This is a genomic window from Bacillus sp. SRL543 (assembly GCF_984799205.1).
This window is the reverse complement of the sequence record NZ_OZ481794.1, coordinates 246,489-262,373: the sequence shown is the minus strand read 5'-3', so window position 1 is coordinate 262,373 and position 15,885 is coordinate 246,489. Positions and strand designations below refer to the sequence as shown.

General features: G+C 49.5%; 15 protein-coding genes, 1 riboswitch and 1 other annotated feature (1 of these 17 cut by a window edge). Of the genes, 2 read left to right on the top strand and 13 right to left on the bottom strand.

Annotated elements, in window-relative coordinates:
• Positions 1-16: 16 nt before the first annotated feature.
• The 11 genes from AC4E8B_RS01460 to AC4E8B_RS01410 all read right to left on the bottom strand — a co-directional run bounded on the left by AC4E8B_RS01460 (position 17) and on the right by AC4E8B_RS01410 (position 10,940).
• On the bottom strand, positions 17-445 hold the full coding sequence (locus AC4E8B_RS01460; protein WP_490216581.1) for a bifunctional adenosylcobinamide kinase/adenosylcobinamide-phosphate guanylyltransferase: 429 nt from the start codon (positions 443-445) through the stop codon (positions 17-19).
• Positions 397-1,008, bottom strand: a complete 612-nt coding sequence (locus tag AC4E8B_RS01455) for a histidine phosphatase family protein (protein WP_490216579.1) — start codon at positions 1,006-1,008, stop codon at positions 397-399. Before AC4E8B_RS01455 ends, AC4E8B_RS01460 begins: the two co-directional genes overlap by 49 nt.
• Positions 978-1,769 (bottom strand): adenosylcobinamide-GDP ribazoletransferase, encoded by a 792-nt coding sequence (cobS, locus tag AC4E8B_RS01450; RefSeq protein WP_490216577.1) that lies wholly within the window; start codon positions 1,767-1,769, stop codon positions 978-980. The genes AC4E8B_RS01455 and cobS overlap by 31 nt, the downstream gene beginning before the upstream one ends.
• Positions 1,756-3,273, bottom strand: a complete 1,518-nt coding sequence (locus AC4E8B_RS01445; RefSeq protein WP_490216576.1) for a cobyric acid synthase — start codon at positions 3,271-3,273, stop codon at positions 1,756-1,758. Before AC4E8B_RS01445 ends, cobS begins: the two co-directional genes overlap by 14 nt.
• A complete protein-coding gene (locus AC4E8B_RS01440) occupies positions 3,270-3,848 on the bottom strand; it encodes a bifunctional adenosylcobinamide kinase/adenosylcobinamide-phosphate guanylyltransferase (protein ID WP_490216574.1) in 579 nt (192 codons plus the stop codon). The genes AC4E8B_RS01445 and AC4E8B_RS01440 overlap by 4 nt, the downstream gene beginning before the upstream one ends.
• The gene (gene cobD / locus AC4E8B_RS01435) at positions 3,827-4,900 is read right to left on the bottom strand and encodes a threonine-phosphate decarboxylase CobD (protein ID WP_490216572.1); all 1,074 of its coding nucleotides are present in this window, start codon (positions 4,898-4,900) and stop codon (positions 3,827-3,829) included. Before cobD ends, AC4E8B_RS01440 begins: the two co-directional genes overlap by 22 nt.
• Complete coding sequence (gene cbiB / locus AC4E8B_RS01430; RefSeq protein ID WP_490216571.1) at positions 4,857-5,840, bottom strand: adenosylcobinamide-phosphate synthase CbiB; 984 nt, start codon at positions 5,838-5,840, stop codon at positions 4,857-4,859. The genes cobD and cbiB overlap by 44 nt, the downstream gene beginning before the upstream one ends.
• Positions 5,837-7,303 (bottom strand): heme ABC transporter ATP-binding protein, encoded by a 1,467-nt coding sequence (locus tag AC4E8B_RS01425; RefSeq protein ID WP_490216569.1) that lies wholly within the window; start codon positions 7,301-7,303, stop codon positions 5,837-5,839. The genes cbiB and AC4E8B_RS01425 overlap by 4 nt, the downstream gene beginning before the upstream one ends.
• A complete protein-coding gene (locus AC4E8B_RS01420) occupies positions 7,303-8,364 on the bottom strand; it encodes a FecCD family ABC transporter permease (RefSeq protein WP_490216567.1) in 1,062 nt (353 codons plus the stop codon). Before AC4E8B_RS01420 ends, AC4E8B_RS01425 begins: the two co-directional genes overlap by 1 nt.
• A complete protein-coding gene (locus AC4E8B_RS01415) occupies positions 8,330-9,301 on the bottom strand; it encodes an ABC transporter substrate-binding protein (protein WP_490216566.1) in 972 nt (323 codons plus the stop codon). The genes AC4E8B_RS01420 and AC4E8B_RS01415 overlap by 35 nt, the downstream gene beginning before the upstream one ends.
• A 192-nt stretch (positions 9,302-9,493) precedes the next feature.
• Positions 9,494-9,673: riboswitch (cobalamin riboswitch) on the bottom strand.
• Positions 9,674-9,764: 91 nt separating this feature from the next.
• Positions 9,765-10,940: an MFS transporter gene (locus tag AC4E8B_RS01410; protein ID WP_490216564.1), complete on the bottom strand. Its 1,176-nt coding sequence runs from the start codon at positions 10,938-10,940 to the stop codon at positions 9,765-9,767.
• A 136-nt stretch (positions 10,941-11,076) separates the two neighbouring features.
• On the opposite strand from AC4E8B_RS01410, the gene AC4E8B_RS01405 reads away from it, so the two are divergent.
• The gene (locus AC4E8B_RS01405) at positions 11,077-11,835 is read left to right on the top strand and encodes a TrmB family transcriptional regulator (protein ID WP_490216562.1); all 759 of its coding nucleotides are present in this window, start codon (positions 11,077-11,079) and stop codon (positions 11,833-11,835) included.
• A gap of 1,390 nt (positions 11,836-13,225) precedes the next feature.
• On the opposite strand, the gene AC4E8B_RS01400 is transcribed toward AC4E8B_RS01405, so the two are convergent.
• On the bottom strand, positions 13,226-14,002 hold the full coding sequence (locus AC4E8B_RS01400; protein WP_490216561.1) for a hypothetical protein: 777 nt from the start codon (positions 14,000-14,002) through the stop codon (positions 13,226-13,228).
• 260 nt (positions 14,003-14,262) lie between these two features.
• Positions 14,263-14,391 (bottom strand): hypothetical protein, encoded by a 129-nt coding sequence (locus tag AC4E8B_RS01395; protein ID WP_490216559.1) that lies wholly within the window; start codon positions 14,389-14,391, stop codon positions 14,263-14,265.
• Positions 14,392-14,506: 115 nt separating this feature from the next.
• On the opposite strand from AC4E8B_RS01395, the gene AC4E8B_RS01390 reads away from it, so the two are divergent.
• Positions 14,507-15,679, top strand: coding sequence for an FtsW/RodA/SpoVE family cell cycle protein (locus AC4E8B_RS01390; RefSeq protein WP_490216558.1), 1,173 nt, complete (start codon positions 14,507-14,509; stop codon positions 15,677-15,679).
• Positions 15,680-15,733: 54 nt separating this feature from the next.
• Positions 15,734-15,885, top strand: a binding site (T-box leader); it runs 62 nt beyond the window's last position.

The following is a 15,885-nucleotide window of genomic DNA, read 5'->3' as shown; positions in this document are numbered from 1 at the left end:
CATTTCCCCTGTCCTTTTATTTTAATTTCCGGCTGATGCCATACCAGATCAGATCGACCCTTTCAGCAGCTGCTGCAGCATCCTGGAATATCCACCCGGAGGCATCGCGCCAATCCCGGTCTTCTTTTTCCATCGGTACAATCCCTTTGGTGATATCTGTCCCGATCAGCACCAGTTTTCTTTCCTGCAAACCAGCTTCCCAGCGGAGCCAATCATCCAGCCGCTCCTTCCACAGGGCTCTGGCCTGGTCTTTATCCATTCTCTTTATATCTTCGCGGATCCACTGTTCGATTCCTTCCATAATGACGCAGTTTGGCGCTGCCCCAGAAGCTTCAGGAAACCGCTCGCCTATATAGGCATTATGCCAGGAAATGGTTTCCCCTTCATACTGCCTCTTCACCCAGGCAGCTTTCCCGTTGAATCCTCCTCCAATAATAAAGTGCATCTTTCATCCCTCCTGAACCCATTGTTCTCCCAGACCATTGTGATGGCGCCGGCATGCGGGACTTTCCACTCCCAGAACGGCCTTTCCTCTGGTGCAAGCCTGGTCAACAGCTGCCGGATCACCCCGCCGTGCGTGACGACAGCAGCTTTTGTTCCTTCATGCCGGATCAGGATGGTCCTTATTTTTTCCCAGCCATGCCTGACCCTTTCAGAAAACTGCCCATAATCCTCGCCTTCAGGTATCGGGGCAGTAAAAGGATCATTGAGCCAGGCCTGGTAGACAGGATCATTCTTCAGCTCTTCATAGACACTGCCTTCCCATCTGCCAAAATTCATTTCCCGCAGCTCCTTCAGCTTGAGAGCATCTCCTCCGGGCAAAGAACTGGCAGTCTCGAGGCAGCGTCCCAGATCACTTGAAAAAATGAAAGGATAAGCAGGCAGGGAGCGAGCCCACACTTCGAATCTTCGTTTCTCTTCATGACATAGAGCAGAGTCTGTCCAGCCGAGATAGGCATGCTGCTTGTTTTGTTCTGTCAGGACATGGCGAAATAATGTAACAGCCACAGTACCATCCATAAAAAGCATTCAGCTCCTTCTGCAGATGCACCAAGCACATCCCCTGTAATTCCCCCAAACCATTTAACCGACTTTACAGCGGCAAACATCAGAAAACCTGCTGCTGCCAATAGCAGAATCGCCGCATGGACTGCAAGGCTGATATCTGCCATAGCATACAGCACGAACACCAGCAGCACTGCCGCCGGGTAAAAGGCCAAATCTCTGGCACTGGCAGCTTTTTGAAACATTGCCCCCAGTCCTTCAGGCTTTGCCGGGCGCACCTGCATCAGGAGGACGCCCATGATCTGTTTTCCGAGAAACGGAATCAGGGCAATGAGCCAATATGTCTCCGGCTTTTGCTGGAGCACTATTTCATATATGAACAGAAAGCGTGCGGCAAGAAGCACAATGGCCGAAAGGACGCCGAACGCACCTGTACGGGGATCTTTCATGATTTCGAGCCTCTTCTCCCGATCTTGATAAGAGAAGAAGGCATCGCTTGCATCCATCCAGCCGTCCAGGTGGATTCCCCCTGTCAGGATGATCATCGCAAGCCATAGGGCAAATGCCGAGGCGAGCGGCGAAAGCGGAGTCCATTCCAGGAAAGCATACAATACCAGGCTGTAAAAGAGTCCCTGGAGAAGACCGAGGGCGGGAAAAGTGATCACGGCCCTTTTTAAATGATCTTTATCCATCGGAATCTCCATCGGCACCGGGATGCTTGTAAAAAATTGAATGTTGATCAGAAGTCCTTTAATGGTTTTCATATGCATTTTCATATCCTATGATTTCTTTGATTTTGTCCCACTGAAGATGCTGCTTTGCCTCATTGGCGAGTTTCTCAAAACGTTCGTCCTTCATGTCTCCGATCCGTACAGGCTCCTTTTGCGGCAGGCCTTTTTCCTTCCGAATGCTGACAAGCCACCTGTTTCTGAAGCTGTCATTATGAAAAACATGATGGAGATAGGTCCCGATGACCTTTCCGCTGCTGCCGCTATAGCCTTCCTCCCGGCCATCTTCCATCAAAAATAAACTCCTGCCTGCATCCTCGCCTTTTTTAGCTGTTTGGCCAAGGTGAATCTCATAGCCTTCAACACTGCCGCTGCCAAACCCGGCGGATGCTATATATGAACCCTTCGCCTGGACGGTTATTTTGTCTCTGAAGAAGGTCGTATCAGCCGCTATCAGGCCCAGTCCCTTTTCTTTTAAGCCTATCGTACCGCTGTCGGTCCCTTCAGGATCATACAGCTGCTCCCCTAGCATCTGGTAGCCGCCGCATATTCCGGCAATTCTGCCGCCCTCTCCGGCAAGACGGATAATAGAACGGTCCAGGCCGGCTGCCTTCAAAAACTGCAGGTCATGGATTGTACTTTTCGTCCCCGGGATGATGATGGCATCCGGCTTGCCCAGCTCAGCAGCACTTTTCACCCAGCGCACCGACACGTCTTCTTCATAGAGAAACGGTTCAATGTCGCTGTAATTTGATATATACGGCAGCCTGATCACCGCAATATCAATCTTCCCTCCCTGTTTCCTGTAAAAGCTGTCCTCAAGGGAAAGGGAGTCCTCTCCATCAATCATATGGTTGTCAAAATGGGGAAGAACGCCGAGAACAGGAATCCCTGTCCGCTCCTCCAGCCAGGAGATGCCATCTGCAAACAAATCCGGATCGCCCCGGAACTTATTGATGATCAGCCCTTTCACCCTCTTCCGCTCTTCTGGGGTGAGCAGCTCAAGGGTGCCGATGATGCTTGCGAACACACCTCCGCGGTCGATATCCGCTGCCAGGATGACCGGGATATCAACAAGATCTGCCACCTTCATATTGACCAGCTCCCGGTCCTTCAGGTTGATTTCTACCGGGCTCCCGGCTCCTTCTGCAACAATGACATCAAAATCGGCTTCAAGCTTCTTCAATGATTTTTCAATCACAGCAAGACCCTTTTCATAAAAATTCTCCCGGTAGCTGCGGCCGGAATAGCTTCGAACAGCCTTTCCGAGCAGAACCACCTCTGAGCTCATATTCGATTTCGGCTTGAGCAGGATCGGGTTCATCCAGACTGTTGCTTCTGTCCTTGCAGCTTCTGCCTGGATGCCCTGCGCCCGGCCGATTTCCCTGCCGTCCGCTGTCGCATAGGAATTATTGGACATATTCTGAGACTTGAACGGCGCCACCCTGAGGCCTTCATTGGACAGCAGCCGGCAGAGAGCAGTAGCGATAAAGCTCTTCCCCACATCTGAAGCTGTTCCCTGTATCATGATGCCTTTCATGATTTTCTTCCTTTCATAAGAAGCGGGATTCCCGCTTCCACAAGATAAGCCTGTCCTGCCATAGAGACAATCCTCTGATGGAGCTGGCCAAGCAGCCTGGTGTAGATGCGGGACACACTCCCTGTTTCAAGCGTTTCATACTGGACTTCATTGCTGACAATAATCAATGCGCCTGCATGGTCTGCCAGGGATTGAATATCCCGAAGGATCCGCTCTCTGACAGCTTTCTGGAATTCCGGACTCTCCCAGCTGCCATCTGTGCCGAATAATTCATTGTTCAACAGAGTGGTCAGGCAGTCCAGAAGCAGCACATCCTGCTTTGTAAAAGCAGCAGCCAGCTTTCCTATCCCCGCAGGCTGTTCCCAGGTCCTCCACCCGCTGCCGCTTTCATCCCGCTGCTTTTGATGCAGCAGGATCCGCTCGGCCATTTCTTCATCCGAGCTCTTCCCTGCGGCTATATAATGAAGACGGCTATTGGAGGCGGCGGCTCGGGACTCTGCTGCTTTTTCCGCAAAGGTGCTTTTGCCGCTGCGTACGCCGCCTGTTATGAATATCAGCCCTTCTGTATCATCCATTCGTCGAACGCCTCCATCAGCTTCAGATTATCTTCTGTCCCTTTGATGGCAAACCTGAGCCAGCGCCCCGAAAGCCCAGGGAAATTATAGGTATGGCGGGGGACGATTCCTTTTTCCAGCAAAAAGGAAAACAGTTTTTCCTGGTCATCATATTCCTGGTCGCGGAGAAGATAGAAATTGGTTTTCGATTCGGACACGGGCAAGCCTTTGGCTCTGTAGAAGTTAAAGAGCCTGCTTCTTTCTTTTTCAATAAATTTCTGTGTTTCTTTTATGTATGCGTCCTCTTCCAGGCAGATCAGTCCTGCCTGCTGGGCAGCGGAGTTGATGCTCCAATGGTACTGAAAGCGGGCCATCCCCCTGATCAGTTCAGGATCTGCCAGTGCATAGCCGAGCCGCAGACCCGGGATGCTGAACATTTTCGTCAAGCTGCGGAGAAGAATCAGATTTTTGTATTCTGAAAGCAGCGGCACAAGAGGTTCATATTCCGGCAGAAAATCATAAAATGCCTCGTCAACGATGATGAGTGTTTCGGAACATCCCTCTAATAATGAAACGATTTCTTCACGGCCATAGTATCTGCCTGTCGGATTAGCCGGATTGCAGAGAAAGAGGGCATCCGCTTTCCTTCCTGCCTCACAGAGTTTTGCCGTATCCAGTTCCCAGCTCCCTTCTTCCAGCTGAAAATAGCTGATGTCACAATCATTCACTCTGCAGGCCTGTTCATATTCAGAGAAAGCCGGCTGAACAATCGTGACTTTTTTTCCTGCCAGAAGCCTTGCTGCCAGACTGATCAGCTCGGATGCACCGTTCCCGGCCAGTACATACTCTCCGGCGATGCCTTCCTTTTGAGCCAGCCTGGCAGTCAGTTCTGCTGCAAAAGGGTCCGGGTAAACAGGCAGTTCATTGAAAAATGAATGCCAGCCTGCCTTTAATTTTTCAGGCGGCCCCATAGGATTAATATTAGCGCTGAAGTCCAGCAGCTCTGATGGCTCCGGCATCCCAAGTGCCTTAAATAAATGCTGCGGATTGGATCCATGTGACGGCCAATTCAAAGAGCATTCCCCCCAGCCATAAGAATAATAGAAATAATAAAGACGTCCTTTTCATAATCTCAATGACCGACAATATATGGCCTTTTTCCAGGATAACGACAGGGTCGCCCATTCTTGCCCTGTCAGAAACGATCCCTCTATAGTAATTGATGCCCCCGAGCTGCACACCCATCAAGGCTGCAGCTGCCGCTTCTCCCCAGCCGCTGTTCGGGCTCGGGTGCTTCCTGCTGTCCCTGATGAGAATGTCCCATGCTTTCTTAAAACTGGTATGCTCGGGCTTTTTTCCCAGCAGCATCAGGAGGCCGGTCAGCCGGGCCGGGATAAAGTTCAGCAGATCATCGAGCCGGGCTGAGGTCCAGCCGAAGTCGATATATTTTTCATTTTTATATCCTGTCATAGAGTCGCAAGTATTGGCTGCACGGTATAAAAGGGCAAGAGGTGCTCCGCCGATGAGCGCCCAAAACAATGGAGCAGTGATCCCGTCACTCGTATTTTCTGCAACCGTTTCCACCGTTCCTCTTACAATGTCCGGCTCTTCCAGCTTTTCTGTATCACGGCCGACAATATAGGAAAGCTTCAGGCGTGCTTCAGATATGTTTCCTCTATGAAGCGGACTATAGACCTCAAGCGCCGCTTCCTTCAGGCTTTTTTGCGCGATGGTGGTGGAAATGAGGATGGCTTCAATTATGATTCCTGCCAGCGGATGGATGCTATAGCCGGTGTATGTGATGGCGCTGGCAGCAAGGAATACAGTACCAAGGACAGCCAGGACCATGATGGCCCCTTTCAGCTTCCGCCGGCCGCCCCGGTTCCATTTTTTATCCAAAAATAGAATAAATGACCCGATCCACCGGACTGGATGGGGCCATTTAGGCGGATCTCCAATAAGCAGATCCAGCAGAAACGCAAGGGTAAGGGCAGCAAGATGATAAACAATCATGATGACACCCTATCCCGGTATTTGTGGAGCGCTTCAGCTGTACAGTCATATACGGCTTTGCTGATCAGCTTGCCAAGAGGTGTAATCGTTCCTGCAAACTCCAGCTTTTTCCCTGACTGGGCCGCAGCAATCAGGATGCTGTCTGTGCTTGTTCCGGTCGCCAGAGTGCCGGATGCCTTATCGATTATTTGATGATCATGAAGCACTTTCACCTTTGTTTCCGTGGCCGTCATGATGCTTTGGATGAAGGCTTCCTCTGTCAGGTTTCCGTTGATGAAGATCCATGTATTGATCGTGCCTGGGGAAAATTCAAAGCTGTGCAGGCCGCTGCGGGAAGCGTCTACAGCATTCCCCGTTCCCGCGGTGACAACTGCGAGGAGAGAAAAGCCGTCGGATTCATAGAGCCTATAGGCAGCGTCGGCCACCTGGACGGCTGTCATCATGCCGACCGCCTCGCCTGGTTCATAGCCTTTTTCCCGCAGATATTCCTTCATTTCTGCCCGATGGTCGCTGCAGTCATAATGGTTCGGCACCTGGCGGTTAACAAACAGCCTGTGCCAGCCGACCCCAGCTCCTGCCACCCCAGAGGACATCGTACGGAGCGGGAAAGATGATTTCACAAGCACATGGTCTTCGTACACCTGGACATCTTCTTCGCCGACAGCGGCCGGTTCAGCAGCAGTCAGGTCCCCTGGCAGGATCGCCATCTGCGGGGCAGGGACGGCCGGATGGGCATGCTTCATGATATCCGTCTGATAGACTGTGCGGATCCGGTCCTCATGGAGCACTTCATTCGGTACATCAGCCGCGACTACCTTACCGTTTTCCATTAAAAGCAGCCTGTCGCAATACAGCGCTGCAAGGTTCAGATCATGGAAAATGGAAACAACGGTCATCCCGCATTCCTTCGCCCATGTCCGCAGCAGGTCAAGCAGCTCTTTCTGGAAAGAGAGATCAAGATGGTTGGTCGGCTCATCCAGGAGCAGGATCTCAGGTTCCTGGGCAAGCGCCTGGGCAAGGAATACCCGCTGCCTCTCCCCGCCGGAAAGCTCATGGATATAATGATCCTTGAATTCTGCGACCCGCGTTTGTTCCATCACGCGCTGTACGATCTTTTCATCTTCTTCAGACCAGGTCTGGAACCATCCCTTCTGATGGGCATACCTGCCCAAAGAAACCGTTTCTTTGACTGTATAAGAAAAAGATTGTGATGAATGCTGCGGCAGCACTGCAATGACCTTTGCCAGCTCTTTCACTGAGAACTCCGTCAAAGGCCTGCCTTTGACAGAAATGCTCCCGCTCTTATAGGAGAGGATGCCGCTCAGCATTTTTAAAAGAGTTGTCTTTCCGCTTCCATTTGGGCCAAGGATGCCAAACAGCTCACCCTTCTCCACTGAAAAACTGACCTCTTTAATAATGCTTTCGTCCGCGTAGCCGCCGGTCAATCCTTGTATGCTCAGCATCAGACCGCCCTCCTATTTCTTCTTTTCAGCAAAATGAGTGCAAACACAGGCGCTCCGATGATGCTTGTAATGACGCCGATCGGCAGCTCTGTAGGCGAGATGACCGTCCGTGCGACCAGGTCGGCAAGTATCAGGAAGCCTGCGCCGGTCATCATTGACAAAGGCAGCAGATGGATATGGTCAGGCCCCCACAGCCGTCTTGTCAGATGCGGGATTACGAGGCCGACAAAGCCGATGGTGCCTGACACCGCGACGGCGGCACCTGTCAGAATGGATCCTGCCACGAGCACCATCATTTTTCTTCTCTGTACATTCACACCAAGATGCTGTGCACGCTCTTCTCCAAATGACATGGCATTCAGCTCTTTCGCATTCATCATTAACAGAAGGCTTCCTATGATGAAAAACGGCAGGATGATGCGGATATAGGCCCATCCCCTCATCGAAACGCTTCCCATGATCCAGCCGATGATCTGCCTGAGCTCTTCTCCTGTCAAAGCGATCATGAGAGAAATGAGCGCGCCAAGAAAAGAACTGACAATGATTCCCGTCAAAATGATCGTTTCCACCTTCATGGCCCTGTCAATCCTTCTTGCGAAAAACAGCACGGCAAATATGGTCAGGAATGAGAATATCATACTGAGAATAGGCAGCGTAAACAGGCCTGCAAACGGGATCGAGATTTGAAAAAACAGCACCAGCACTGCACCGACAGACGCACCGGATGAAACCCCCAGTGTATAAGGATCTGCAAGCGGATTGCGCAAGAGGCCCTGGAAGGCTGCCCCCGCAATGGCGAGGGAAGCTCCTACAAGCCCGGCAAGAATGACCCTGGGCAGGCGGATATTCATCACAATATTGCTGTGCATCGGGTCAACCGCAGCAGCGGGCTGAATCGGCAGGATTTTAGATCCTACTATATTGATGATGGAAGGGACCGGCACAGAGACTGTACCAATTGAAATCCCGACCAGCATGCATATGACAAGGAAAGCGGCTGCAACCACATAGGCTGACAGCTTATTCTTACTTAAATACGTCCGGATAGACAGCTTTGGCAAATTCCTCTACTCCTTCAGCAAGCCTCGGGCCGGAACGGCTTACTGTATCTGAATCCACACTGAACACCTGCTTGTTTTTTACGGCATTTACATCCTGCCAGCCTTCACGGGCGAGAACTTCTGCCACAGCATCTTCATTACGGTAGCCGGAAGTGGAAATGATCACGTCCGGATTTTCCTTGATGATGGCTTCAGGATCCACCTTTGGCCATCCTTCTTCTTTTACAATATTCTCTGCATTAATCATCGTAAGCATTTCATCCATGAATGTATTTTTCCCAGGCGAATAAATTTCCGGCGCTGGAGACACCTCTACAAAGACTTTCTTCTTTTCCGTTACGCCAGCTGCTTTTTCTTTGATTGCCTCTATCTTCTCTTTCATGCCGGCAATCACATCTTCGGCTTCTTCCTTTGCACCAGAAGCGGTTCCTATCATTTCGATCGACTCATATACCTGTTCAAAGCTCTGGGCATCATTGACAACCAGCACAGCGATTCCTGAATCTTTCAGCTGCTGCAATCCTGCTGTTGCATTGTGAGCGCTTGAAGCATGCGCAAGAACCAGGTCCGGAGCAAGGGAGATGATTTTTTCAACATTGAACTCCATTCCGCCGATCTTCTCTTTATCTGCTGTTTCTTCCGGGTAATTATCAAAATCAGATACCCCAACAACTTCTTCACCCAGACCGAGTGCAAAAGCTGTTTCCGTGTTGCTTGGAATCAGGGAAACAATCTTCTCCGGCTTTTCTTCTATAACAACTTCTTCACCGGCGGCATCTGTGATGGTAACCGGAAATTCTGCTTTTTCTGTTTCTGTCTCTGTCTGTTCAGTGCTGCTGCCATTGTCCTTTTCAGGCTCTGCAGCCGAATCGCCGCAGCCTGACAGAACACCCGCTGCCAAAAGCATGCTGAATAATAACGAATAAAGCTTTTTCATGGTAAATCCCCCTGTAGAATAAATGTCGCAAAATTCATGCTGCAAGAGTCTTATGCCCAAAACGGGACCAGCATCCTTTGAAATCAAAAAAAGCATCCCCAATAAACATGGAGATGCTTTGCACGGCGTGCGCAGATTCAAAATAAAAGATTCCAAAAGGCTGCCGTACACCTCCCTATCCTCGTAGGTTTATGGGTGCATAAGAATCAGGCAGGTCTCCTGGCTCATGGTCATTGCTTGCTGCCCCTTCCCATACATCCGTACAGTGGCTTTGCAGCTTGCTCCCATTTACAGTGGCGGGACCGCGTTGGATTTGCACCAACTTCCCTTTTAAGTCTTTCAAAGAAAAACACCTGTTTCTGCATATGTATGAAATTTTCCGCTATCGCCATTATACACTATTTCATCTTTAAAACTAGCAGAAAAAGGGCCGTCCGGAAGAAGACCGGGCAGACCCTTTTTGCTAGACGGTCGGGCTGCTGCTTCTTGCCGGCCGCCTGCTCTTCAATCCTGCCATCGAGAAAACGGCAGCGCCAAGTGCGAAGAGGATGAAGACTCCCCCTGCCGAAGCGTTCCACTCGACTGAAGCCTGTTCAATTATAATTCCCCCGATCAGGGATCCAAAGGCAATCCCAAAGTGCAGGGCTGAGTTATTCAAGCTTTGCTGGATATCCGATGTTTCCGGAGAAGACTCTATCAAATAACTCTGCAAGGCCGGAGTGATCGCCCAGCTCAGCATGCTCCAGATAATCATGACTGCAATAAATAGCGGCAGGTAAAAAGCAGTATGCGGAATCGAAAACAGCGCAGCCGCAAACAGCACAATAATCGCTAAAATCGTCGGCTTTGTTCCGAAGCGGTCGGCTAGATATCCGCCTGCACCGCCGCCGGCCACCGCGGCAATACCGAACAGCAGATACATGATGCTGACCCAGTTTCCGTCCATTCCCAGGACGGTCTTTAAAAATGGAGTCAGATATCCATAAAGTGTCAGGTGCCCTGCTAAAAAGAGGAACGAGGCCAGTTGGGCGAATAAAATTTTCCTGTTCTTCAGGGCAGCGAACATCTGCCTGATGGATATGGCAGCTTTCGGTTCAATCCGGTCCATGAAAAAGTACACCCCTGCTATCGACAGGCATGTCAGGACAGCAATCATCAGGAATGGTGCCCTCCAGCCAAATTCATTGCCAAGCATAAGCCCGGCCGGAATGCCAAGAACAAGTGAAGCACTTACGCCCATAAACACGATGCCGATCGCCCGTGCGCGATATTTTTCCTGCACTATATTCGATGCGATCGTGATGCACAGCACAACAAGCAAAGATCCGCTTGCCGCTGATATAACCCTTGCCAGAAAAAGAATACTATAACTCGGGCTCAGGAAAGCCAGGATATTTCCTGCAAGGAAAACGAGCAAGGCTATGAGCGTCAGTTTTTTCCTTTCCACTCCCCCGGTCGCTGTCAGCAGAATCGGTGCCGCGACAGCATATACAATCGAAAACACACTGATCAAAAGGCCGGCTTTGCCGATGCTGACATGAAGATCGGCCGCAACCAGATCAATGATTCCTCCTATTATAAGCTCGACCATCCCGACTACAAAGGAAACGATCGTCAAAAGATACACACGTTTATCCATTTTATACACCTCTCAATTAGTTACCACCACAATGGTAACTTTTTATAGGGATAGGTGCAAGTGTTAATTTTCCCAGTGCGATTTAGCGGAAAAGATATGATATTATTAAGAAAAAACTGACTCAGGAGTTCTGTCTATGCTGCAGCAATTCGGGTTTACCCAATATGAAAGCCAAATTTATCAGGCGCTTATTTCCGCGGACCAGCCGCTGGACGCCACAGGGATCGTCAAGCTCTCTGCCGTCCCCCGCTCAAAGGTGTATGAGGTGCTTCACCGCCTGGCAGAGAAGGGCATCATCCTTGAAACGACGGTAGAAAAAAAGCGTTTGTACACCGCCCTTCCCGTTGAATCTGTGATCAGCAAGCTGAAGGCTGACTTCGAAACAAGCGTCCAGGAGCTGCGGGAAACTGCCGTCAAAAAACCTGTTGCGGATGACCGGGTGTGGACCTTGAAAGATAATCACTCCATCCTTTCCCTGCTGGAGGAAATGCTCGGAAGGGCGGAAAGAAAGATCATTATCTCTGCCTGGGGCGATGATCTGCAGAAGTTTACAGAGCTGCTGGAGGAGAAGCACGGAGACGGTGTCAGTATTCATGTGCACTCTATCGGAAAAATAGAAACGAACCTCCCCTCAGTTTCCGTCCTGATTCCAGACAGGCATCATGAAACACTCGAAAGAAGCAGGATCGCCATCATCGACGAAGAAGAAATGCTGTTCGCCGGCATGGAAGCCGGCAAGTGGAATGCCATCACCACCCGTTCAAGGCCGCTCGTGAAGTTTTTCGCTGAGTTCTTCTATCATGATGTCGCCCTTACCGAAATCACACAGAAATATAAGGACACCATCATGGAGGATAAAGCGATCCGGGATGTTCTTTTGAATTTGCGGTATTAGGGCAAGGCGGGCATCTTGCGGTTAACGGGGCATGTGAGGTTCAGATGCATGCAGTCTGTTCTTCGGAAACTCTTCTAGAGGGCTCTAGTCGGTCTTGCTGGCACCCTCTGTTTTGTAAAAACTCTTCTAGAGGGCTTTGGGCGCGATCACTAACACCTCTGTTTTACAAAATCTCTTTTAGAGGGCTTTAGTCGCTCCCACTAACACCCTCTTTCTTCAAAAACTCTTCTAGACGGTTCTAGTCACGATCACTAACACCCTCTGTTCTTCAAAATCTCTTCTAGACGGCTTTAGTCGCGATCACTAGCACCCTCTGTTTTACAAAATCTCTTTTAGAGGGCTTTAGTCGCTCCCACTAACACCCTCTGTTCTTCAAAAACTCTGCTAGACGGCTTTAGTCGCTCCCACTAACACCCTCTGTTCTTCAAAAACTCTTCTAGACGGTTCTAGTCGCGATCACTAACACCCTCTGTTTCTCAAAATCTCTTCTAGACGGCTTTAGTCGCTCTCACTAACACCCTCTGTTCTTCAAAAACTCTGCTAGACGGCTTTAGTCGCTCCCACTAACACCCTCTGTTCTTCAAAAACTCTGCTAGACGGCTTTAGTCGCTCCCACTAACACCCTCTGTTCTTCAAAAACTCTTCTAGACGGTTCTAGTCGCGATCACTAACACCCTCTGTTTCTCAAAATCTCTTCTAGACGGCTTTAGTCGCTCTCACTAACACCCTCTGTTCTTCAAAAACTCTGCTAGACGGCTTTAGTCGCTCCCACTAACACCCTCTGTTCTTCAAAAACTCTGCTAGACGGCTTTAGTCGCTCCCACTAACACCCTCTGTTCTTCAAAAACTCTTCTAGACGGTTCTAGTCGCGATCACTAACACCCTCTGTTTCTCAAAATCTCTTCTAGACGGCTTTAGTCGCTCTCACTAACACCCTCTGTTCTCCAAAAACTCTTCTAGACGGCTTTAGTCGCTCCCACTAACACCCTCTGTTTAGCAAAATCTCTTCTAGACGGCTCTAGTCGCTCCCACTAACACCCTCTGTTCTTCAAAAACTCTTCCAGACGGCTCTAGTCACATCCACTAACACCCTCTGTTCTTCAATAACTCTTCCAGACGGCTCTAGTCACGCCCACTAACACCCTCTGTTCTTCAAAAACTCTTCTAGACGGCTCTAGTCGCTCCCACTAACACCCTCTGTTTAGCAAAATCTCTTCTAGACGGCTCTAGTCGCTCCCACTAACACCCTCTGATCAACAAAAACTCTTCCAGACGGCTCTAGTCACACCCACTAACACCCTCTGTTCTTCAATAACTCCTCTAGAGGGCCAAACTCTCCTGCCCCCCCTTTTCCCAATAAAAAAAGCCCGGCATTCCTGCCGGGCTTTCCTCATCTCGCATACAGCTTCCATTCCCGTGTTTTTTTATCAAACACGAGCTTGGCTTCGCATTTTTCTTTTGCGATGCTTTCGTATTCTTCGTACATGTCGTCCATATTGGCAAAATCGCCGATCACCCAGATGGGGATCTCGATCCGCGCACGGTTTTGCTCTGTCTGTTTGATGGAGATGACTGCACCTTCCCTCATCATGTCCTTCATGTAGGAAATAGCCTCTTGCGGCACCGGCGGGAAGGAGCTTTTCTTCCGCAGGCCGAGGAGTGATTTTTCCGGCTTGATTTCGCTCAGCTTTTCAGGGATCAGCTGGCTCAGCAGGCGGTAAAAATCAGCCATGTCCCGGTAATAGGTTTTGTTATACCAGCCGTCATCATGGGCCAAATAGACAAAGCGGTTGCCAAGATAGTTATAGAATGGCGCTTTCAGGTGCTCCTTCAGATGGCCCAGATACAAAAGCTCCGCAATGGTCTGGCCAGGAAGCTCGTTCAGCCCTTCAAGCTCCTCAAAATCGATCCAGCAGAAGTCGCCATAGTTGTAGACATCATCAGAAAGCAGCTTATTCAGCTTTTCATACGGAACATACTCCAGAAGTGTATGCATATTGAATTCACCATCATCAAACCTGTGCTTCAAAAGCAGGAGATTCGCCATTACATCTGACAGCGACCGGGCAAACTCCTCAAATTCAATGCCGTAAGACATAACATATCTTTCCTGTTCATTTAAATGGACATATATGAGATCACGCGAGCTGTTATGATTCTTTTTCAATAGCAGAACCTCCGAATAAAATAAGAAAAGATGATTTCTGAGCCGATGGAGCGCGGAGCTAAACAGTTGCCGAAGTTTTAAAGGATCTTCTGATCTATTAAGATACACAGCCTCGCTCACGCTTCAGCTGCCATGCCCGTCCGGATACAATATCCCTATTTTAGCAAAAAACATTGAAAATTTCTTAGTTTTAATAAAAATATAAATCAGCCGCATCTTTCCAATTTATGGTTAACCGCACAATGCAAGTGTACCGGCACTCACTCATTTGCCAATAAAACAGCAGCAGATAGAACCGAATACTCTCTTTTCCCGGCAATCTTGAAAAATTCTCCTTTTAAGGAAACAATATGACCGGCAGGAACGTCTATACTAATGACAATGTACATAAAGCTATTCCGGACTTTCGCCAGAATCCACTTGCCTTCCCCCTGCAGAGTGTATGGGAGCATGGCGCATATATAAACAATGGCCAAACTGAAATGAAACAGGGTGTAATTTACAATGGATCGTTCACTTAAGCCTTCCGACCGCTTTGACTGGACGCTGAGCTTTCTGCTGCTGTTATTTGCCATAGTCAGCTGTACAGCGATCTACAGTGCACAAACCTTGCAGCAATATGATAAAAATTTTCTGCTGATGCAGATTTTCTGGTATGGGGTCGGCACTTTTATCGTGGGTGTGACCATGTATTTCGACAGCGACCAATTCAGGAAGCTTTCCTGGATCCTCTATGCTTTCGGCATACTCCTGCTTGTGGCGCTTGCCCTCGCCCCTGACAGCATTGCCCCCGTAATTAAAGGAGCAAAAAGCTGGTTTGTCATCCCCGGCGTGGGTTCGATCCAGCCATCCGAATTTGTTAAAGTATTCCTGATCATGGCGCTCAGCAAGCTGATTGCCTCCCATCATGAAAAATTTATGCAGAAAACACTGAAGACCGACTTTTACCTTCTGATCAAGCTTGGCGCTGTGACCGCCTTGCCGCTCGGCCTTATCATTGTCCAGGATCTTGGGACCGCCCTCGTGATCATTGCCATCATGCTCGGAATCATCTTCGTCTCCGGGATTTCATGGAAAATTCTTCTGCCCATCTATAGTGCTGGCATTGGTTTTGCTGCTGCAGTCCTTTACCTGGTGATATGGGCACCTGAAATCATTGAAAAATATTTGAAGGTCGACCCTTATCAATTTGACCGGATCTATTCGTGGCTCGATCCCGAGAGCTACGGGCAGTCTGCCGGCCTCCAGCTCCTGCGCTCGCTCCAGGCGATTGGATCTGGCCTTATTACTGGAAAAGGAGTCGGCGACAGGCAGGTCAATATTCCCGATAATCATTCCGATTTCATCTTCAGCGTCATCGGAGAGGAATATGGCTTCCTTGGGGCAAGCGTGGTCATCAGCCTTTTCTTCCTCTTAATCTATCATTTGACCAAGACGGCCATGGACACAAAAGACCCTTATAATACTTATATTTGTACAGGGATCATCAGTATGATCACGTTCCATGTGTTCCAGAATATCGGCATGACCATTCAGCTGCTGCCGATCACAGGGATTCCGCTTCCATTCATCAGCTATGGCGGAAGCTCGCTGATGGGCAATATGTTTGCGATGGGTTTGATCTTCAGCATCCGCTTCCATCATAAAACCTATATGTTTTCATCAGATTCACAATAGTCTTGCAATTTATATAAAATGGGATATAATCGTTTAATATTAAGTTCATCTATATTTCAATCGAGGATGAAGAGAGTAGTAAAGGGGCCGTCCCCTGAAGCGATGCAGGGATGGTGAAAGCCTGCAGGGACCCTTTTATGAAGCGCACTTCGGAGATGCCGGGCCGAAAATCAAAGTAGGTCCTGCCGGGGCAGTCCCCCGTTATC